Here is a 21226-nt window from a genome sequence, read left to right as displayed (position 1 = left end):
GTGGGTTATTTAATGCAAACCGCTCTAATCTGAGCCATGTCGGTAATACCCTGCATCACTTTTTCAATGCCATCTTGTTTCAAGGTGCGCATCCCCTCTTGCAAAGCACAAGATAACAAGGCAGCCACACGCGCATGTTCCTGAATTAATTTTTTAGCCGCATCAGTACCGATCATTAATTCATGCAAACCCACGCGACCGTGATAGCCGGTATTGTGGCATTCAGCACAACCCACAGCGCGATACAAACGATAATGGCCATTTTGATCCGCAAAATTGGTTTGCCACTCTTGTCGTAGCGCTAATAACTCAGCATCCGGATCACGTAGCCAAGCCGGAGTATGTCTTAACTCATCGGCGTATTCATTAAGCAGTTGCTCCAACTCATCCGCCTCTGGCACATAAGCCTCACGGCATTTCGGGCACAAGCGACGCGCCAATCGCTGCGCCAAAATCCCCAATAATGCATCGGAAAAATTAAACGGATCCATCCCCATGTCCAATAGACGAATAATCGATTCCGGTGCGCTATTAGTATGTAAGGTAGAGAGCACTAAATGCCCAGTCAACGAAGCTTCCACCCCCATTGCAGTAGTTTCAATATCGCGCATTTCGCCAACCATAATCACATCAGGATCGGCCCGCAAAAAGGAACGCATCACTGTCGCAAAGGTCAGGCCAGCTTTGACGTTGACTTGCACTTGGCGCAGACCTTTTTGGGTAATCTCAACCGGATCTTCAGCAGTCCAAATTTTAGTTTCAGCGCGATTAAGGTATTTCAGCACCGAATGCAAAGTGGTGGTCTTTCCGGAACCTGTTGGCCCGCAAACAAAAAACAAACCATACGGTTTGGCAATTACTGTTTTTAAGCGAGCCAAGTTACGCTGCGACAAGGCCAATTTCTCTAGCGGCATCGGTTCACCTGCGGCCAAAATCCGCATTACCACGTCCTCCAAGCCTCCGGCGGTAGGTATCGTAGCAACCCGTAATTCAATATCTAAAGTCGGCACAAACTTCTTCAATTTAATTTTGCCATCTTGCGGCTTACGCCGTTCGCTGATATCCAAATCACACATGATTTTGATCCGCGTCACCAACGGGTTGCGGTAAGCCGACGGAACTTCGCGGTATTGAACCAAATCACCATCGCGCCGAAAGCGAATTTGCGTCTTAGCCGAGCCAGGATAAGGCTCAATATGAATGTCCGATGCACCTTGACGGTGCGCATCACAAATAATTTGATTAACGAGTTTTACTACCTCGTTATCTTGAGCGGCACTCACTTCTTCGGCGCTCAGCGTTTGCACTTCATCTTCGTCGTGCATCGTTCCTAATAAAACATCGATGCTGCCATCAGCTAAAGCGCCGAAAAACTGGTCGACCGTACGGATAAATTCTTGCCGCGTCGTAATTTTGATGTGCAATTTTTTATCGGCAAACAACTGGCTAGCATGGCTTAAGCGCAAACGTTCTGGATCTGTCGTTAAGATGAGTACGCCATCTTTTGTGTCATCAATGGGTAGCCATTGCTGCTCCAGCGCATACTCTCGTTTGATATTTTTTAATAAATCCAGCGGTTTAATCCGTTCATTCAGATATGGCTCGTACGGATGTCCATAAAACGCAGCCAGAGAGGCGCCGATTTGCTCCAGAGAGACAGAAAAACCAGTTTGCAAGACTTGCTCAATATCTTGCTGGAGTTTTTGCGACTCTTTAAGCGCAACTTGCCATGCCGCAGGTGACAAAACGCCGCTGACAATCAATTGGTGATATTTGTGCTGGGGAACAAAAGGATTTGCAGCCGTTTTACGTTGCTTCAACGCGACGGCCAGCGTTTTGGCAAGCAACTGAGCACCATGACACAAATCAGCGCTAAACGGCTGTTTTTCACGGCGATTCATCAATTGCAACACCCCCACTAAGGTGCCATCTGCGTCATTGAGAATCGGCAAAACCAACATTTCTCTGGAACGAAAACCCGTTTTTTGATCGACTACGTTCAAAAATTGCAGATTTGGTCCATACTGCTTTAACTCCGCATCATCATACACATCCGCAATATTCAGTAATTGTTTATGATTGGCGGCAAAACCAGCTAAGCTGCGGTCATTGATCGTAATGCGCAACTCACGAACGCCTTCCATCCCCGTTTTGACTTTAGCAATCAAATCGCGACCATCTTCACTCACGATATACATGGTAAAACGCTCGCAGCCAAAAACACGGCAAACATCAGGGCTTATCTCTGTCAATAACTCATCTAAACGAACCGTGGCATGAATTTGGGTTGTTAAGACCTGCAAATCATGCATGAAGGTTACATGAGAGCCTGATGCGGCATTGGGCATTTTAGAACTCCAATATTTCACCCTGCAAAAGTCGACGAATTGGGTGAACGTGGTCTAAATTGAGCACTTCAGCGATCGTTAAATCGCTATCAGCGGGTTTTAAATGAGTAATTAGAACTTCGACATGACTCGCTAAATTTTGTAATTCAGTGGCTAAAGTACTAGGGCAAAGATGTTTGGCCAACAAAGCCAACGGCAATTCTCGTTCAGCAAACGCCGTTTCAATAATCAATGTCTTTAGATTAGTAATTTGATTAACCACTTGCCAAAATTGCTGGCCACCAACGGTATCACCACTAAAAACAATCGATGAACGGTCGTTATCAATCTGAAACGCAACCGCAGGTACGGTGTGTTCAGCAGGCAAAGGCGTGATTGTGAGCCCATCAACCCGGTAAGGCTCGCCAAGTTCGTGCGGTGAGTAGCGCAAAAACGCCTCCTCCGCAGAAGGAATCACACTAAAATCAGGCCAAACGTGCCAGTTAAAAATATGGTTTTTTAAGACCTGAATCGTCTCAGCAGAGGCATGTACAGTGACTGGCGCGGTACGTGCGCCGATGGTTGAATCAATCAACAGTGGCAAACAAGCAATGTGATCTAAATGTGCGTGAGTAATAAATACATGCTCGATTTGCAGCAATTGGTCCATGCTCAAATCACCAACGCCGGTACCTGCGTCGATTAAGATCGTTTGATTAAGCAAAAATGAAGTCGTGCGATTGGCGCCGCCAATACCACCGCTACAACCTAAAACACGCAATGTACTCATCGCATTACCGATAGAAAAAAGCCATTCGGATTCCTAAAATCTCAATTAAATCTTCTTCGATTAATTGATGCGGCTGCTCACCAATTTCACGACCATTCACCACAGGTCGCTTTGCTCCCTCAATATGAGCCAAAAAATAATCTAAACCGCGACGATTAATTACCGCGACTTGCACTCCGGCCTTACCTAAGGTCGTCGTATTTTTAGTCAAAACTAATTCGCGCCCAGCATTCGCACCAGTTAATACCCGCACCACCGCAGTTTGCTCAGCGCCGGCTTTAAATTGTGGCTGCGCAGCGGCGTGTAGAATCATGGTGCGTTCAAAATCTGTGCCGTTCGCTTCTGCGCCCGCTTCACGCCAAAACTTTAAGCTATATTTGCCAATTTTGATTTCATCACCATCGCGCAATGGATGACGCTGGATTTTCTCGCCGTTCACCGAAGTACCGTTGGTGCTTTTTTGATCTTCAATAAAATAGATTTGGCCCACTAACTCAAGGATCGCATGCTCACCCGACACCGCCAAATTATCAATCTGGATGTCGTTTGTTGAGCGTCGGCCAATCGATGTACGATGCCGAGTTAGTCGGAACTCTTTAACAGGATTACCTTCCAGACTTAAAAATAATTTTGCCATGAGTTATTGATTCCAAAACTTTAATTACCGGCGCCAAACCATCCGCCTACTTTTTTCCAAATTCCGTCATCAACGCCAAAATCTCGCCGAATTCGCACTAAAATCACGGAAATATTGTCTTTCCCGCCCATCGCATTCGCTTGCTCAACCAAGGTTTGCGTGGCTAACACTAAATTATGAGCTTGCACCGACAAAATAGCTTGGATCGACTCATCATCGAGCATATCGCTTAAACCATCTGAGCAAAACAGATAGATATCATCGGGCTCAACAGCATATTCATGTAGCTCGGTTTGCACCATCGGTGCAATACCTACTGCGCGGGTAACTAAATTCTTATGCGGCGCATAACGCGCCTCTTCTACTGTCAATAAGCCCGCATCAATCTGTTCTTGCAAAAACGAATGGTCGCGAGACAATTGCGTTAATTCTTGCTGCCGAAACCGATAGGCACGTGAATCACCGACATGCGCCACTGCCAAATGATTATCGTAAAACAAGGCGCCGACTAAAGTTGTCCCCATCCCGGCACACTGAGGATGTTGCTCCGCCGTCTGAAAAATTAGCGAATTTGATCGATCTACAGCGATCAACAACATTTCATGCGCTACTGGCCACAAACTACCTGCAGTTTTAATGTGCGCTGGCATCGCAGCCAATTGTGCCCGCATCACTTCAGTCATCACCTGTGTGGCAATGCCGCTGGCGACTTCACCTGCATTGTAACCGCCCATCCCATCGGCAAGTATGACTAAGCCAATATCTGTGTCAAAACTGATTGCATCTTCATTATGGTCACGCAGTTTACCTACGTCAGTCAGACCACAAATTTCAAGAGCCGTTGCTAGACTGCGCATCCGCAACTCCTTTTATCGCCACCTCTAATTTTGCTAAAACTTGCGCAAAATGAGCCCCCGTTTGAAAACGTTGGCTGAGATCTTTGTCCATTGATTTCAATAAAATTTTCACCAAAATAGCTGGCATCTTAGGGGTATATTTCCGTGGATCAGTCGGTGGTTGCTGCGTAATCCGATACATCAGCTCAGCCATCGAGCTCCCCACAAAAGGCAGATGCCCTGTTAATAATTGATACAACATTACACCCAAGGAAAACAAATCCGATCGGCCATCAATTCGATGGCCAGCTAATTGTTCAGGCGACATAAAAGACGGCGTTCCCAGCACCATTCCTGTTTTGGTTTTACTCGAATCAGTAATCCGCGCGATCCCAAAATCTGTGACCTTCGCCACACCGAGGGCGCGATCATACATCACATTGGCAGGCTTAATATCCCGATGCACCACTCCAGCTTGATGCGCGTAATCCAAAGCCAAGGCAATTTGCTTCACCAAGGTAATCACTTCCAACATCGGCAGCAACTGTTCCGGCCGCGTATACGGCGTGAGGTCTTCACCATGTAGAAATTCCATCGCAATATAGGCCAAATCGTGTTCTTCGCCGGCATCAAAAATCGTCACAATATTCGGGTGATTGAGCTTACCCGCGGTTTCCGCCTCACGGAAAAAACGTTGCCGTGCTTCGTCTAACAAATCAGCCTCAAATTCTTGCGACAAAGCGAGGGTTTTAATCGCAACTTCTCGGCCAATTTTAGGATCTTTACCTAAATACACGACGCCCATCGCGCCTTTACCCAACTCCTTTTCCAGCTGATAGCGACCCAACATGGGTTTTTCAACATCGCCACCCGCCAATATCATTGTACCGCCCGCGGCACCGGCGCCTAGAATCACCGTCTCCGACATCTGCTGCGCCATTTTAAGTTTTTCTGGCAAATCTCTAAACTTAGCATCGTGTTTGGCCATCAGGCGATACACCGATTCGGCCTTGTTAAATTGACGCTTACGCTCAAAATCAAGGCCAAGGTTGTACATCACCTCCATCATGCCGTCATCCAACGGTACACGGCGCAATTTATCAAACGCCATATCCAATTGGCCTTGACCTTGGAATGCCAAGCCTAGCATCCGATTCGATTCGGCAGACTCATTGGCCGATTGATCGCCCTTTGCTTCCGTCCATAAATAGCGCTTGGTCGTCAATGCCAAATGCCCCAGTAGCAATAAACTCGCTGGCGCCATCAGAGGCAGCCAAATCATCAAACTACTCATCAAAACATAGTGCATGAGCATTAGGGTCAACAGCATCACACCAGTAGAAATCGCCCCTGCTTTAGCGCGTAAACGCGGCAAAATCAAAGCCAAATACAAAGCAACAAAGAGCACCAAACTCAAGGTGATCGCAAAACCCCAGCGCATTGGCGTGTAATAGTGTTGCGACAGCATCGCCGATAAATTATGCGCAAACAGCTCAACAGGTGCATTGTTAGCCAGTACAGGTGATGTCAAAGCCGCGCCAATTCCAGGCGCAGTCGCTCCGATTAAAACAATTTGATCGCGATATTTGTTCGCCGGAATTTTGCCTGCCAGCACATCATAAAAAGAGTCGACTTGAAAAGCCGGTTTACCATGTTGATTGGCATAAAAATGCGGCAAAAAGGTGCTATCTGGCTCAGTGGCAAAGCGCATTGGCCCGATTGATAACGAACGAGCGAAATTCACATTCACTTGGCGGTTTGGAATATTGAGACTTTTGGCGGCGGTGAGGGTCAAAAATGAAGGGAAAATCGCATCATAATAACGCAGTGCCAGCGGGATACGGCGCACAACGCCATCGGCGTCGGGATCTAAATTCAGTGAAGCGACGCCTTTGGCGCGCTCACCGATGTCTGCAATCGGTAAAACTGGATTGATGACCGATTGCGGCATACCGAGCGTGGCATCACCACTGCCCTCAATTTCTTGGCGCATCACAAACTCTGGTAGCTCATGCGTGGCTTCACCCGCTTGCTCACCCAAGCTGAACATCATCGGCAATAACACATTCCCTGCGGCACCAATCTGCTCCGCCAACAGACGATCAACATTCAGATTTTGTAGCGCAACTTGTACATTGTCATTGAGCAGGGCGGGATAGGCTTCTGGATTGGCAGCAATTTGTTGCGCAAGTTTTTCAATGAAATCCAAACCGCGATCGCGTTGCGGTTCGGTAAAAAAAACCGTCGGTACAATCAATTGCGCGCCACCTTGCCGCAATTGCGCAATCATTTTGGCGTGAATTTCGCGCGACCATGGCCAACGGCCCAAGTTATCTAAACTTTGCTGATCGATGGCAATCACTGAAATTTTAGGAGATGGGCTGCGCTCAATCTGGCTCATTGCCACATCATAAGCTTGCGATTCCAAGCTGCGAATCATTGGAGTGGCGAGCCAAAAGATAAAAAATAGAATCAAAACCATGGCAGCAACTGCTGCATCGCTTCGCCACCATTTTAAATGCATGCATCACCTCATTTTTTATTGTTTGATGCTATCAGTAAATTCAGTTGATACAGCGATTTAATATGATCGCTGTCGTCAATTTATGGAATATCGGCATACGGCATACGGCGCTGGATAATCGCAGCTTTACGCAGTAAACGTCGATCGCTGCGGTTTTTATCATAATAGCGAGGATTGGTAACCATTGAAGCCAGTTTTGCCGATTGCGCAACGCTGAGCTTTTTAGCGCTGGTTTTATAGTAATGCTCAGCCGCGGCTTGCGCGCCAAACACACCGTCACCCCACTCAATCACATTCAAATAAATTTCAAAAATCCGCTGTTTATCTAAAATCAGCTCAATCATCACCGTCAAAAACGCCTCTTCGAGTTTGCGTAACGGATTTTTGCTGCCAGATAAAAAGAGATTTTTTGCCAACTGCTGGGTGATGGTCGAGCCGCCCGCCACGATGCGGCCTTTCTTGATATTTTTTTCCCACGCTGTTTGCATACCTTCCCAATCAAAACCTTCATGATCAAGGAATTTGGCGTCTTCCGAAGCCACCAACGCTCGCTTTAAATTCGGCGAAATTTGCTCGTAATCCACCCATTCATGCTTTAACTCAGCAGCGGGATTGCTCGCCTGCAATCGATCCAATTGCACTGACATAAAGGCCGTATTGCTGGGGTGCACCCAACGCCATGCGACGATATGCAGCACCATCCAGATATTCCACAACAAAATCAATGCCAACAAGACAGCAAAACCACGCCCTATCCAGCCCAGAACCCCAACTTTATTCATCACTTCTCTACTCAAGTATGCGACTGTAGCCATTATTTATTAATGGTTACAGTCATATACATCATATTTTATTCAATCAACTGATTAGAGCTGTTCGCGCATCCATTGCAAAACTGGCTCGACATCAGGGCGTAAACTAGTCCACAACTCAAACGCCTCCGCCGCTTGCCCCACCAGCATACCCAAACCATCAACACGCAGCGTAACACCAGCTTCCCGCGCTTGCGCCAAAAACGGCGTTTCTACTTTGCCATACATCATGTCGTAGGCCAGTGCATTGGGCGCAAAAACAGAATTGGTAATCGGTAAGCGCTCGCCACCGAGGCTGGCTGAAGTCGCATTAATAATTAAATCGTAATCTGAATTCAAATGGCTGAATTCATGCGCCAACAAAGGAATGGTGCTCATTGTAGAAAATTGGTTTAACAATCCTTCTGCTTTACTGAGTGTTCGATTCGCCAATGAAAGACTTGCCGGCTGCTGTGCCAGTAAGGGTAGTATTACGCCGCGTGCCGCCCCTCCTGCGCCAAGCAGCAAGATACGTCGGTCTTTAATCTCAACGTGCCGCAAAACATCAGCGACCAAGCCCGCGCCATCGGTGTTATCACCCAACCAGTTACCACTCGACAAGCGTTTCAAAGTGTTCACTGCACCCGCAGCTTGCGCCCGTGTAGTTAACTCTGCCGCAAAGCGATATGCGTCTTCTTTAAACGGCACCGTCACATTGGCACCACGCCCGCCAGCAACAGCAAAATCATGAACCGCAGCGGCAAAACCATCTAAAGGGGCAAGCAGTCGATCATAAAAAAAGTCTGTAACAGCAGGATGACCTGGAAATTGGGCCGCGAACAAAGCATGGATTTGCGGAGATTTGGAGTGGGCAATCGGATTGCCAATAACAACATAAGTCGGCTGAGTCATTTGAAGTCGCGGCGCAAATAAAAAGTGAGGCGTAGTTTACACTGCACGCCTCACTCCTCACACCTCAGTCAACACAAATCAGCCTTGGGTCCACGGCAAACCCGCCGCTTGCCAACCATTTTTACTACCGCGATGACCTGCCGCATCTTTATCGCCTTCAAAGCCTTCCAAGATATTCATCGCAGCGGTATAGCCATGCTGTGCAGCCAGAGCCGCCGCATCGTGCGACCGCGCACCAGAACGGCACAAAAATAAAACGATTGCCTCACTATCGACCGCGGCTTTCAATTGCGTCACAAAATGAGGATTGGCCACCATGCCTGGATAAGACTTCCACTCAATTAACTCAGCTCCCGGCACCACGCCGACCCATTGCCACTCAGCATGCGTACGAACATCAACTATTTTTGCGCTGGGTACTGCTTGTACTAGTGCCCATGCTTCAGCCGGCGTCACTTCGCCAGCATAAGCAAGTCCTTTGCTAACCGCCCTACCACGTGCATTTTCTAAGATTTGGTTAAATTGACTCATCTGGATTCGCTCGCTTTATTCTTTTATCAATCGATAGCGTTATTTTAGCCACAGACGCGGCAATACGCCCGATATTTAAACGCACCAATAAAGTGCAAAAACCCTATTAATGCACCAAAAAAATACCAGCAAAAGGAGGTTACGCGCCAGCAATTAGATGTGGCACAATAGCCTGCAAGCAGTAATTGCATTGGCACAGTTTGTGCTTTAGTTGATGCAGCACGTTTTTTCATTATTATTTTTGTGTTTTTATTCGTCCCTCAGGAGCGACAACATGGCGGTAGCAGACGTTCTCAAGCTTATTAAAGAAAACGACATTCGTTTCGTTGACTTGCGTTTCACCGATACCATCGGTAAAGAGCAGCACGTAACTGTTCCTTCTCACGTAGTTGACGAAGAATGGTTTGAAGCAGGTCACGCATTTGATGGTTCTTCAATCGCAGGTTGGAAAGGCATTCAAGCCTCTGACATGTTGTTGTTGCCAGATCCATCAACTGCCAACATCGATCCATTCTTTGATGAGCCAACATTGATCTTGACTTGCGATGTGATCGAGCCAGCAACAGGCAAAGGTTACGACCGCGATCCACGTTCTTTGGCACGTCGTGCTGAAGCCTACTTGAAAACTTCAGGTATCGGTGACACTGCTTACTTCGGTCCAGAGCCAGAATTCTTCATTTTTGACAACATCCGTTGGAACACGGACATGTCAGGCACTTTCGTTAAAATCGGTTCAGACGAAGGCGCATGGGCTACTGCTGATGAAACTCAAGGCGGCAACCTCGGTCACCGTCCACGTGTAAAAGGCGGCTACTTCCCAGTTCCACCAGTAGACAGCCATCAAGACATCCGCGCTTCAATGGTATTGATCCTTGAAGAAATGGGCGTACCTGTTGAAGTATTCCACCACGAAGTGGCAAATGCGGGTCAAAATGAGATCGGTACTAAATTCTCTACTTTGACTAAACGTGCTGACTGGACTCAAATCCTGAAATACGTGGTTCACAACGTAGCAAACCAATACGGCAAAACTGCAACGTTCATGCCAAAACCAGTGGTTGGCGATAACGGCTCAGGTATGCACGTTCACCAATCTATCTGGAAAGATGGTAAGAACTTGTTTGCTGGTAACGAATACGCAGGCTTGTCTGAAACTGCCTTGTTCTACATCGGCGGTATCATCAAGCACGCTAAAGCTTTGAACGCAATCACCAACCCAGGTACTAACTCATACCGTCGTTTGGTTCCTCACTTCGAAGCACCAGTGAAGTTGGCTTACTCTGCGAAAAACCGTTCTGCATCGATCCGTATTCCACACGTTGCCAGCGAAAAAGGCCGTCGTATCGAAGCGCGCTTCCCAGATCCATTGGCAAATCCATACCTCTGCTTCGCAGCATTGTTGATGGCTGGTTTGGATGGTATCCAAAACAAGATTCACCCAGGCGATCCAGCAGACAAAAACTTGTATGACTTGCCACCAGAAGAAGACAAATTGATCCCTACAGTTTGCGCATCTTTGGACGAAGCATTGGCAGCATTGGATGCAGACCGTGAGTTCTTGACTCGTGGCGGCGTATTCACTAACGAGTGGATTGACGCTTACATCGAATTGAAAATGAACGATGTAAACCGCACTCGTATGAACGTGCATCCAGTTGAATTTGATATGTACTACTCTCTGTAATTTATAAGCCTGTTTCATACAGGCTCATAAGTTCCCGCAAACCCGCATACAGCCTAGCTTGTGCGGGTTTTTTATTGACCCTCACTAGGGAAAACACCAATACTCGATTTAATTCAAGCACTTAGTCAGAAATTATTTGCTTTTCTAGTTTCACTGTTTTTTAAAAAAGCTATAATTAAGAAAATACTTAATTAAAAAGTAAGCTTGATGAAAAAAGAGAATAATTCACACCCTATCCAAGCGGGCCTATTTTTAGTGCTCTACGTGCTGGCGGGTGAATTATCGATTCAGCTGGGCACGATCAATCCCGGCAATATGGCCATTGTTTGGCTCGCAGCAGGGATCGGGCTATTTAGTGTGCTGCGTTTCCAAAAATTAGGCATTGCCCTCGTTTTTATTGGTAGTTTTATTATCAATACACCGCACTTGTTTCAGGGCGATTGGCGAGCACAAATTGGTCTGATTGCCCTATCAGGACTGCTCTTTGCTTCTATTGACACGCTTCAATCAAGTTTCGCAGCACAATCTTATCTACGTCTAGAAAAAGAATATTCTACAAAATTATGGACGCAACCTAGTCTCTTACCCAAAGTCTGGCTCCATGTGTGTTTTATCCCTGCACTCATTTCCATGCCATTATTTATTATTTTCATGCTGGCTAGAGGCTTAATTCCAAGCGACATTAACTCCATCATTTTACGCGCTACTATTTTATTACTAGCCGATACCTCCGGCTTACTATTGCTCACACCGCTATATCCCTACCTCAAAGCCGGCACTTTATTCGCTGAATTTCGTCGATCATTTTGGTATTTGCTCGCCATCATTCCACCCATCCTACTGAATTTTTTTGTATTAGATCGCGTACTAGCGTTGATTTTGCCGCTGATGATCGTGATTGCGGTGCAGTTTCGGATGGCTGCAACCAACTTGGGCTTGCTTATTATTACGCAGCTTTGTATTTTTTTTACCGTACAAGGCTATGGCGACTGGGCGAAGCAAAATCTAGTCGTTTCATTATTGCAAATTCAGATCTTTGTTTTTTCTGTCAGTTTAGCCTTGCAATACCTAGCGCAAGCGCAAACACAAATTATGTTGCATCGAGAGCAACTAGAAACCGAAGTTCAGTCACGCACCGAGTCTCTGGCAGCACTCAATGCTGAATTAACAACGCTAGCCACCACAGATGAGCTAACTCGTCTCCCCAACCGCCGCGAATGGCAAGTCAAAGCCAGCCAAGCCATCTTGCAAGCACGTCGCTATCAACAAGCGCTCAGTGTCATGATGATCGATGTCGATCACTTCAAACACATTAATGATCGCTATGGACACCTTACCGGAGACTCGGTACTCAAAACCATTGCCCAAATTTGCCAACAAAATATTCGTGGTCCAGATAGCGCCGCACGCTGGGGGGGAGAAGAATTTGTGATTTTACTGCCCGAAACAGATCAAACTCAGGCATTGATTGTGGCCGAAAAAGTCCGGCTGGCTGTGGCTCAATACGTACACAGTAGCCTTGAACATGAAACCTTCCATGTCACGGTCAGCCTTGGTATCACATCGCTATTACCGGGCGACACAACATTGGATAATTTAATCAGTCGTGCCGATCAAGCCATGTATCAAGCGAAAGCAGCAGGCAGAAATTGCATCAAAAGCTCTGAAACACTCAGCACCAACTATCTGCAGCGTAACAAGACCAGCTAAACTCGACGTCGCTCGATCAGTGCTTGCGCCAACGTGCCTGGATCCACATGCTCCAGCTCGCCGCCAACGGGCAAACCACGCGCAATCCGGCTCACTTGTAGCCCACGAGCACGCAGCATTTCCGCTACATAATGCGCGGTGGCTTCGCCTTCAGTCGTGAAATTGGTCGCCAAAACGACTTCGGTTACGATGCCATTACTCGCTCGCTCCAACAATTGTTTCAGCGCGATATCATTCGGACCGATGCCATCTAAAGGACTTAAGCGCCCCATCAGCACAAAGTACAAGCCCTCATAACTACGCGTTTGCTCGATCGACATTAAGTCAGTCGGCATTTCAACGACACACAATTGCGCATGATTACGTTGCTCGTCGAGGCAAATTTCACAGATATCGAGTTCGGTAAAGGTATTACACTGGCGACAATGCTTGAGCGTACCAAGCGCATTTTCCAATGCGTGCGCCAATTGCAGCGCCCCGCGCTGATCACGTTGCACCAAATGAAATGCCATCCTGGCAGCTGATTTTGGCCCAACACCGGGCAAAATGCGCAAGGCATCAATCAGATGATTAAGCGAAGCGGGTATTGGCATGGGTATTGCCCTTTAGATCTTGTGAAATAATACCTACAAAGCAATACCCACAAGGAGCGAATGATAATGAATGCAGTCCACGAACGGCACAAAAACCACCAACGAAAAATCTGAAGCTCAGAATGAGCTTTGGTCTTTTATATGCTTTTTCCTGTGTTTCGTGGACCAATCGCTTATTGTACTAACCCTCAGCAATTAAAACGGCAGCTTAAAACCGGGTGGCAATTGCATGCCGGCTGTGAAGCCGCTCATTTTCGCTTGGCTGGTCGCTTCTGCTTTACGGAGCGCATCGTTAAAGGCGGCGGCGATCAAGTCTTCTAGCATGTCTTTGTCATCCGACAGCAGGCTATCGTCAATCGCAACGCGGCGCACCACATTGCTGCAGGTGATGGTGATTTTAACCATGCCAGCGCCAGATTGACCTTCAACCTCAACGGATGCCAATTCTTCTTGTGCTTTCGCCATATTTTCTTGCATTTGCTGCGCTTGTTTCATCAAACCAGCCATACCGCCTTTACCACCAAACATACAATTTCCTTTAAATTAAAAACAAAAAGAAGGTGCCCAAGAAACACACGAAAAACGCAAAAATGAGCTCATCCTCAGCACTGATTTTCCTGCTTTGCAGCAAATGTAAACGCATGCTACACCAAGAAATCTACGACTTTCATACCGCCATTTTGGCCTTATTTCGTGGCTTTCGTGTTTTTCGTGAACTAAGGATTTTTTAAATGGGTTTAATTGAATCGATTGCAATACTAGCACCGCATTCTTTCACCAAAGTTTGCACAAAAGGATCGGCGTTAATCGCGGCCACCGCCTGATCTTGCCGCTCTTGTTTTTCACGGTAATGAATATCCGCCGGTGTTTCAGTTTGCACTTCGCCAATTTGTACGCTCAACGTGATATTGCGGCCAAAATGCTCGCTAAGCGCTAAACGTAGTTTTTCTTGATAATCGCGGGTCGCCACGCTGCGATACTCTTCCTCAACCTTAAGTCTGAACTGTATATCGTCATAACCCAATAGTTCAGCGTGCTGCGCCAGCATACCCGCCTGCCCCAATTTCAGATGCACCACCAAAGCGCGCCAATCACCATTAAAAACCGCAGGCGCTGATGATGCAGGAACACTAGGCGTATCCGCTTGCGCTGGTGTAACGGGCACTTGAACTGGGCTAGTTTGTGGCGCAGCAGGTCTAGTTGCTACAGTCACATCATCTTGCCGCCAAGGCGGCGTGTCGTCATCTTTTGCGACAGACTCTTGCAATCCTGAAGTTGCTTGCACGGGCGGTATCGCTTGCAATGGCGCGACTGGTGTTACCGCCGTTTGAACTTGCGAAGCAGCCACTGATTGCTGAGGTGCAGCAGTCGCTGAAGGATTAACTGGCACAACATACCCCGCATCGCTCGGCGCAAACGCCAGCATCCGCAAAATGGTCATCGTAAAACCAGCATATTCATCCGGTGCCAGTGGCAAATCACGGCGGCCATGCAAAGCAATTTGATAATACAGTTGGGTGTCTTCTGGCGTGAGTGCCTGTGCGATGGCAATGATTTGCTCGCGTAATGGCAAATCGTCGGCCAAGGCGTTCGGTACTGCTTGCACCAAAGCAATTTGTTGCAACAAGGAGGCCAGTTCATGCAAAGCCGCTTCATACGACAAACCCCGCTCGGCAATCGCATCGGCGGTTTTGAGTAATGCGGGGCCGTCTTTCTGAATCAGCGCCGTCAACAGTTCAAATAAATAACTTTGATCGACCGCGCCGAGCATCGCCCGCACACCAGCCTCTTCGACTTTGCCCGCGCCGTAGGCAATCGCTTGGTCGAGCAACGATAAACCATCGCGCATGGAACCACTTGCCGCATGGCCAATCAAATTAAGTGCGAGTGCTTCATATTCGATTTGCTCGGCTTGCAATACATTATTCAAGTGGCCCGTCACTTGTTGCGGCGTCATTTGGCGCAGTGAAAACTGCAAGCAACGGCTCAATACCGTGATCGGTACTTTTTGTGGATCAGTGGTGGCAAGGATAAATTTGACGTGGCTTGGTGGCTCTTCCAGTGTTTTCAGCATCGCATTAAATGCCGACTTGGAGAGCATGTGCACTTCGTCGATAATGTAGACTTTAAAACGGCCAGCGGTCGGTGCATACTGCGCGTTGTCCAAGACTTCGCGGATATTGTCGATACCGGTATTGGATGCCGCGTCGATTTCGAGCAGGTCAACAAAGCGCCCCGAATCAATTTGCGTACACGCCGAGCAAACGCCGCATGGCTCAGACGTAATGCCGGTTTCGCAATTGAGCGCCTTGGCCATAATACGAGCGATGGTGGTTTTACCCACGCCGCGCGTACCGGTGAGCAAATACGCGTGATGCAAGCGCTCGGACGCAAACGCGTTGGCCAGCGCTTTAATCACGTGTTCCTGCCCGACCAATTGGGCAAATGTTTTTGGTCGCCACTTACGGGCTAGTACTTGGTAGCTCATGGCGACATTCTAACAGATGCGATTGCCGAAATGATGACGAATACAATGCAAAGCTGAGTGCTGTGGATTCATGTGCAAATCAGTTCACAAACGAGATCAATCAATGAATGAAGTGACAAACAATATGACTGAGCCGCAGCCGAAAGACCCCAAGCCCGAAGCACCAGTTGAACCGCCACTGGAAGCCTGTTGCACCAGTGGCTGCTTTCCATGCATCTTGGATTTATACACCGAAGAATTGCAACAATATCGAATCGACCTCGCTGCGTGGCAAGCCCGGCAAGAGTCGAACACAGACCGAACTCAGGATGATGTATGCAAAGACTAATGCCCCTAATCGCTTTCGCCCTATCAAGCAGTATTGCCTTGGCCGCAGAAACGCTGCCCAGCAGCGTCAATGCCGCACTGAAAGCCGCTAAAATACCCAGTGATGCCCTTTCGGTAGCGATGATTCCATTGGACAGCAACGCAAAAGCGCAATTTTATCGTGCCGATGTGCCATCCAACCCAGCATCGACGATGAAAATCGTCACCACTTGGGCCGGCCTTGAGATCCTTGGCCCAGCATGGCAGTGGCAAACCGAACTGCGCGCGAATGCTCTCCCTAAAAATGGCGTGTTGGATGGCGATATTTACCTGAAAGGCTCGGGCGACCCCAAGCTGACCTTGGAGCGGATGTGGTTACTAGTGCGCGATTTAAAGGCTGCGGGCGTCGATGACATCCGTGGCAATGTGGTACTTGATCGCAGTGCCTTTATTCTTGATCCTAACGAAGCAGCATTTGATGACGATGGCGAGGCCAGTGATCGCCCCTTTATGGTCAAACCTGATGCGCTGCTGACTAATTTTAAATCACTACGACTACGAATTCGCGCCGATGGCGAGCGCGTTAAAGCCAGCGCAGAGCCCGATTGGCCTGAAGTTCGCTTGAGCAATCAACTCGCTATTGGTGCTGCTGCGCCGTGTGAAACGTGGCAAAAGCGCGTGCAATTTCGCATGGGCCAAGCGACACCACAATTGATGATCCAACTAGTGGGCGAAGTACCTGCAGGGTGTATAGGCGAGAAATACATTGCTGCGTTTGATGCACCGACCTATACCTACCAATTATTTCGAAACTTATGGCTAGCCGAAGGTGGCAAGCTCGGTGGCAAAATGCAACACGGCATCACACCTGCCAATAGTGTACTGCTGGCCAGTACGCAATCATCCGATATGGTTAGCACCATTCGCGACATCAATAAATTCAGCAATAATATGATGGCAAGGCAATTATTTTTAACCTTGGGCGCAACTCAAGGTTCTGCTGCCGATGGTTCAACCACCGCCAGCCGCTCCGCTGCGGTGATTCATCGTTGGTTGCAAAGTAAGGGAATGCGTTTTGATGAATTGGTGCTTGAAAACGGCGCTGGTCTTTCCCGCAAAGAACAAATCAGTGCACGACACTTAGCCGAACTTTTGCAAGACGCGTGGAATTCGCCGCTTGCCGCTGAATTTGTCTCATCACTACCGATTGTCGGTATTGATGGCACAATGAAAAAACGCCTCAAAGACAACGCGAGCATAGGTCAAGCCCACATCAAAACCGGCACCCTCAAAGACGTGCGCGCAGTGGCAGGTTATGTGCGTGATGCCAATGGAAAAACTTGGGCGGTCGTTGGCATCATCAATCATGCCAATGCACCAGCAGGCATGGCGACGCTCGATGAGTTAGTCAAATCCATCCGCAAACCATAAATTTTGACCAAGACGTGTTCAGTTCAAATCAATTGCTCTCTGGGCTGAATTGAACACGTCCAAAACGATCAGCGACCGAACTTATGAACAAAAAACCCCGCATCACGATTCACTACTGCACCCAATGCAATTGGCTCTTGCGTAGCGCTTGGTTAGCGCAAGAATTATTGACTACGTTTGCTTTTGAATTAGGTGAAGTGGCGCTGCAACCGGGAACGGGTGGTGTTTTTTTAATCCATTGCGATGATGCTTTGGTTTGGGATAGAAAAATCGACAACGGTTTTCCCGAAGCCAAAATACTCAAACAGCGCGTTCGCGACATAATCGCCCCCGAAAAACCACTCGGCCACGCCGATGCGCCACAACCTGTAAGTTAAATTAGAACAATCGACCAAGCGATTAGGCAGCAATGCCACTGCTGTGATACCTTTCAATTATGTACGCAAAAATTTTTTTTAGTGCGCTCTTGATCAGTAGCTGCGCCATGGCCGACATCTATAAATACACCGATGAAAACGGCAATGTGACCTTTACCAACTCGCCCATCAAAGGTGCGGTGCGCATCATGTCGGAATCCAATCCGACCACCAATGCACGCCGCCCTGGCGGTGATAGCAGCAACGTTGGTAAATCACCCCGCGTAGCAGCGCCTTCACCGCTCAATTTCCCGAAAGTGGACGCTGCCACACAAAAAAGTCGTGATAGCAATCGCAAAGTCATTTTAACCGAAGAACTCAACAACGAACGCACGCTGCTGAGTAAAGCGCAGCGCAGCCTACAAGAAGCCGAAACGACAAAAACCGCGGCTGAACAGGCTAACCCCAGACTCTACCTTGAGCGGATCGCTCGCCTACGCGAAACGATTATGATGCACGAAAAGAATGTCGCCGCATTGCAATCGGAAATCAACAGAGTGCGTTAAAACCACGCCAAGAACAAAAACGCACCATTACAGTGCAAAAATCGCTTATTCTGCTCCTGTGCCACAGGGCATGTTGATGTTTGGTTTCCCGCCGCGCAGGAGCGATTCTCGCGGTGAATCAAAGCCTAATCAACTTCAACAGCCCCTAACTTAAAGCTGGCCTAGTTTTTGCTAATGATGCATAGCAAAGCCTTAGCACTTTTAGCCAAGGAAAAGCGCAACTGAACGCGGGTATTTAGTTTACACACTCGCGCAGCGCATAATGGAGCAGCGCCATGAGCCACCCCGCCTTTGCTGGCCTTGAGTATCTCGATGCCGCCGTATTAGCTATCGACAATGACGGCTATATCGTCTTTGCCAATCCAGCCGCCAATAGCTTATTCAATTTACGCGACACCGAGCACCAAACGCTTGAACATTGTTTTGGAATCAATTCTCCCTTGGTGTTCGCCGCGCACACTGCGCTTGAAAAACGCATTTCAATTACTGAACACGAACTCATTGTGTTTGGTGTTGAAGGTGAAATGTACGTCACGCTAGACGTCACACCGATAGAATGCCCTGCGGCAGTTTTATTATTGGAAGTACGGCGAATCGATCAACAACGCCGCATTGTCAATGAAGAGCGCCTGCAAGCACAGCAACAAGCCAATCGCGAACTGATTCGCAATTTAGCGCATGAAATCAAAAACCCGCTCGGCGGCATTCGTGGTGCAGCGCAATTATTGGCTTTTGAATTACCCGATCCGCAACTGAAAGAATATACCGACGTGATTGTCGATGAAGTCTCGCGCCTGCAAAGCCTGCTTGATCGCCTACTCACGCCGCATCGTTTGCCACAAATTAAAGAAATCAATATTCATGAAGTCTTAGAGCGCGTGCGTAGCCTCGTACTCGCCGAAACGCCCAGCGGCCTATCAGTGAAGCGTGATTACGACATCAGCATGCCATTATTGATTGCCGATAAAGAACAGCTGATTCAATCCGTACTTAATATCGTTCGCAATGCGATTCAAGCGATGTCCAATATTGGTGAAGTGATTTTGCGCACCCGAATTGCACGCCAAGTCACGCTCAACCGCCGCCGGCATCCACTCGCACTGCGAATTGATATTTCGGATAATGGCCCCGGCATTCCCGAACATTTAAAAGAAACACTGTTTTATCCACTCGTGTCTGGTCGTGAAGGCGGCACCGGGATTGGTTTGCACTTAGCACATACTTATGTTGCGCAACACCACGGGGTGATTGAATTTGAAAGCCGCCCCGGCCACACAATGTTTAGTATTTTTCTGCCACTGAATGCGTGGCAAGACTCAGGAACGCCACTATGAAGCCAGTTTGGGTGATTGACGACGACCGCTCAATTCGTTGGGTATTTGAAAAAGCACTTGCGCGCGAGCACATCGCACATGCGACTTTTCCATCAGCAACCGAAGCACTGCAAAAAATTCAAACCGAACGCCCACAAGCCGTAGTGTGCGACATCCGGATGCCGGGCGAATCAGGTCTGACGTTTTTAGAGATCGTCAAACGTGATTGGCCAGAAATTCCCGTCATCATCATGACGGCTCATTCGGATTTAGATAGCGCCGTTTCGGCGTTTCAAGGCGGAGCGTTTGAATACTTGCCCAAGCCGTTTGACGTCGAGCAAGCGATTGCACTGATTCGCCGCGCCATCGTCGAAAGCGAACAACTCGCGCCCGCCAGCGCCGTCAGCGACGCCGTGCCGGAAATGCTTGGTCAAGCGCCTGCGATGCAAGACGTATTTCGCGCGATTGGTCGCCTTTCCCATTCGGCAGCCACGGTGATGATTACTGGCGAATCAGGTAGCGGTAAAGAACTGGTTGCCCGCGCCCTGCACCGCCACAGCCCACGCGCCAACAAGCCTTTTGTAGCAATTAATAGCGCTGCAATTCCGAAGGATTTATTAGAGTCTGAATTATTCGGCCATGAGCGCGGCGCATTTACCGGTGCCGATGCCAAACGCGTTGGCCGTTTCGAGCAAGCCGAAGGCGGCACCTTATTTTTAGATGAAATCGGCGATATGCCGTTTGATTTGCAAACGCGTTTGCTTCGCGTCCTTTCCGATGGCTTCTTTTATCGTGTAGGTGGACATCAACCGATCAAAGCCAACGTTCGCGTCATTGCCGCAACACATCAAAATCTCGAAGACCGCGTAAAAGATCATCAATTTCGCGAAGATTTATTTCATCGCCTGAATGTGATTCGCCTGCGTCTGCCGCCCTTACGTGAGCGCAGCCAAGATATTCCGCTGCTGGCCAAGCATTTCTTACTCAAGTCGGCGCAAGAATTAGGCATTGAAGCCAAACGCCTGACTGAAGCGGCGATGAATGCGCTAACGCAATTTAGTTTTCCCGGCAATGTGCGCCAACTGGAAAATGTCTGCCATTGGATTACCGTGATGGCGCCAGGGCAACTCGTCGATTGCGCCGATTTACCGCCCGAATTGTCAGAAAATCCTAATCTAATCAGCGGGCAAATTGGCGATTGGCGCGCATCGCTCGCGGCAGAATTAGCGCAACGCCTGCAACGCGGCGATAGCCGAATTCTAGATTTAATCGTACCCGAGTTTGAACGCACAGTGATTGAGCAAGCACTGGCCCATACAGGGGGTAAGCGGATAGAAGCCTCAGAATTACTTGGCTGGGGACGAAATACCCTAACCAGAAAAATTCAAGAGCTCGGAATGGAAGAATCTTAATCAACAATCCGCACGTAAA

19 protein-coding genes are annotated in these 21226 nt (G+C 48.2%); 8 read left to right on the top strand and 11 right to left on the bottom strand.

All coding sequences use genetic code 11. The features are described from left to right. Positions 1 to 5: 5 nt before the first annotated feature. The 8 genes from GM173_RS00890 to GM173_RS00855 form a co-directional block, all read right to left on the bottom strand. Positions 6 to 2348, bottom strand: a complete 2343-nt coding sequence (locus tag GM173_RS00890) for a GspE/PulE family protein (RefSeq protein ID WP_203569451.1) — start codon at positions 2346 to 2348, stop codon at positions 6 to 8. A 1-nt stretch (position 2349) separates the two neighbouring features. Beyond that, positions 2350 to 3117, bottom strand: a complete 768-nt coding sequence (locus GM173_RS00885; protein ID WP_203569450.1) for an MBL fold metallo-hydrolase — start codon at positions 3115 to 3117, stop codon at positions 2350 to 2352. A 4-nt stretch (positions 3118 to 3121) separates the two neighbouring features. Further along, complete coding sequence (locus GM173_RS00880) at positions 3122 to 3754, bottom strand: FHA domain-containing protein (RefSeq protein ID WP_203569449.1); 633 nt, start codon at positions 3752 to 3754, stop codon at positions 3122 to 3124. 20 nt (positions 3755 to 3774) lie between these two features. Beyond that, positions 3775 to 4611 (bottom strand): Stp1/IreP family PP2C-type Ser/Thr phosphatase, encoded by an 837-nt coding sequence (locus GM173_RS00875; RefSeq protein WP_203569448.1) that lies wholly within the window; start codon positions 4609 to 4611, stop codon positions 3775 to 3777. Continuing rightward, positions 4586 to 7072: a CHASE2 domain-containing serine/threonine-protein kinase gene (locus tag GM173_RS00870; RefSeq protein ID WP_239078179.1), complete on the bottom strand. Its 2487-nt coding sequence runs from the start codon at positions 7070 to 7072 to the stop codon at positions 4586 to 4588. Before GM173_RS00870 ends, GM173_RS00875 begins: the two co-directional genes overlap by 26 nt. A gap of 122 nt (positions 7073 to 7194) precedes the next feature. Continuing rightward, on the bottom strand, positions 7195 to 7896 hold the full coding sequence (gene mtgA, locus GM173_RS00865) for a monofunctional biosynthetic peptidoglycan transglycosylase (RefSeq protein WP_203569446.1): 702 nt from the start codon (positions 7894 to 7896) through the stop codon (positions 7195 to 7197). Between the two features lie 84 nt (positions 7897 to 7980). Then, positions 7981 to 8817 (bottom strand): shikimate dehydrogenase, encoded by an 837-nt coding sequence (aroE, locus tag GM173_RS00860; RefSeq protein ID WP_203569445.1) that lies wholly within the window; start codon positions 8815 to 8817, stop codon positions 7981 to 7983. Positions 8818 to 8895: 78 nt separating this feature from the next. Continuing rightward, complete coding sequence (locus GM173_RS00855) at positions 8896 to 9348, bottom strand: rhodanese-like domain-containing protein (RefSeq protein ID WP_203569444.1); 453 nt, start codon at positions 9346 to 9348, stop codon at positions 8896 to 8898. 274 nt (positions 9349 to 9622) lie between these two features. Here GM173_RS00855 and glnA point away from each other — a divergent pair, with 274 nt between their 5' ends. Together glnA and GM173_RS00845 are read left to right on the top strand one after the other, a co-directional pair. Continuing rightward, positions 9623 to 11032: a type I glutamate--ammonia ligase gene (gene glnA / locus GM173_RS00850; RefSeq protein WP_203569443.1), complete on the top strand. Its 1410-nt coding sequence runs from the start codon at positions 9623 to 9625 to the stop codon at positions 11030 to 11032. A gap of 207 nt (positions 11033 to 11239) precedes the next feature. After that, positions 11240 to 12742, top strand: coding sequence for a GGDEF domain-containing protein (locus GM173_RS00845; protein ID WP_203569442.1), 1503 nt, complete (start codon positions 11240 to 11242; stop codon positions 12740 to 12742). Here the strand turns inward: GM173_RS00845 and recR are convergent. The 3 genes from recR to dnaX all read right to left on the bottom strand — a co-directional run bounded on the left by recR (position 12739) and on the right by dnaX (position 15823). Beyond that, complete coding sequence (gene recR, locus GM173_RS00840; RefSeq protein WP_203569441.1) at positions 12739 to 13335, bottom strand: recombination mediator RecR; 597 nt, start codon at positions 13333 to 13335, stop codon at positions 12739 to 12741. The two genes, GM173_RS00845 and recR, sit on opposite strands and share 4 nt — an antisense overlap. 195 nt (positions 13336 to 13530) lie before the next feature. Beyond that, positions 13531 to 13863 (bottom strand): YbaB/EbfC family nucleoid-associated protein, encoded by a 333-nt coding sequence (locus GM173_RS00835; RefSeq protein WP_203569440.1) that lies wholly within the window; start codon positions 13861 to 13863, stop codon positions 13531 to 13533. Between the two features lie 199 nt (positions 13864 to 14062). Continuing rightward, positions 14063 to 15823 carry a DNA polymerase III subunit gamma/tau gene (dnaX, locus tag GM173_RS00830; RefSeq protein WP_203569439.1) on the bottom strand — a complete coding sequence of 587 codons (1761 nt, stop codon included), beginning with the start codon at positions 15821 to 15823 and terminating at the stop codon, positions 14063 to 14065. 103 nt (positions 15824 to 15926) lie between these two features. On the opposite strand from dnaX, the gene GM173_RS00825 reads away from it, so the two are divergent. From GM173_RS00825 to ntrC, 6 genes are all read left to right on the top strand, one after another. Further along, positions 15927 to 16151, top strand: coding sequence for an oxidoreductase-like domain-containing protein (locus tag GM173_RS00825; RefSeq protein ID WP_239078176.1), 225 nt, complete (start codon positions 15927 to 15929; stop codon positions 16149 to 16151). Further along, positions 16151 to 17560 (top strand): D-alanyl-D-alanine carboxypeptidase/D-alanyl-D-alanine endopeptidase, encoded by a 1410-nt coding sequence (gene dacB, locus GM173_RS00820; RefSeq protein ID WP_203569438.1) that lies wholly within the window; start codon positions 16151 to 16153, stop codon positions 17558 to 17560. The genes GM173_RS00825 and dacB overlap by 1 nt, the downstream gene beginning before the upstream one ends. A gap of 83 nt (positions 17561 to 17643) precedes the next feature. Next, the gene (locus GM173_RS00815) at positions 17644 to 17937 is read left to right on the top strand and encodes an Rdx family protein (RefSeq protein ID WP_203569437.1); all 294 of its coding nucleotides are present in this window, start codon (positions 17644 to 17646) and stop codon (positions 17935 to 17937) included. Between the two features lie 59 nt (positions 17938 to 17996). Further along, positions 17997 to 18482: a DUF4124 domain-containing protein gene (locus tag GM173_RS00810; RefSeq protein ID WP_275412313.1), complete on the top strand. Its 486-nt coding sequence runs from the start codon at positions 17997 to 17999 to the stop codon at positions 18480 to 18482. Positions 18483 to 18757: 275 nt separating this feature from the next. Next, positions 18758 to 19816, top strand: a complete 1059-nt coding sequence (glnL, locus tag GM173_RS00805) for a nitrogen regulation protein NR(II) (RefSeq protein ID WP_203569435.1) — start codon at positions 18758 to 18760, stop codon at positions 19814 to 19816. Further along, positions 19813 to 21207, top strand: coding sequence for a nitrogen regulation protein NR(I) (gene ntrC, locus GM173_RS00800; protein ID WP_203569434.1), 1395 nt, complete (start codon positions 19813 to 19815; stop codon positions 21205 to 21207). The genes glnL and ntrC overlap by 4 nt, the downstream gene beginning before the upstream one ends. Positions 21208 to 21226: the final 19 nt, after the last annotated feature.

Origin of the sequence: Deefgea chitinilytica, from assembly GCF_016881405.1 — a bacterium.
Taxonomy (GTDB): domain Bacteria; phylum Pseudomonadota; class Gammaproteobacteria; order Burkholderiales; family Chitinibacteraceae; genus Deefgea; species Deefgea chitinilytica.
The sequence above is the reverse complement of the archived record's forward strand: the minus strand, read 5'-3'. Positions and strand labels throughout refer to the sequence as shown.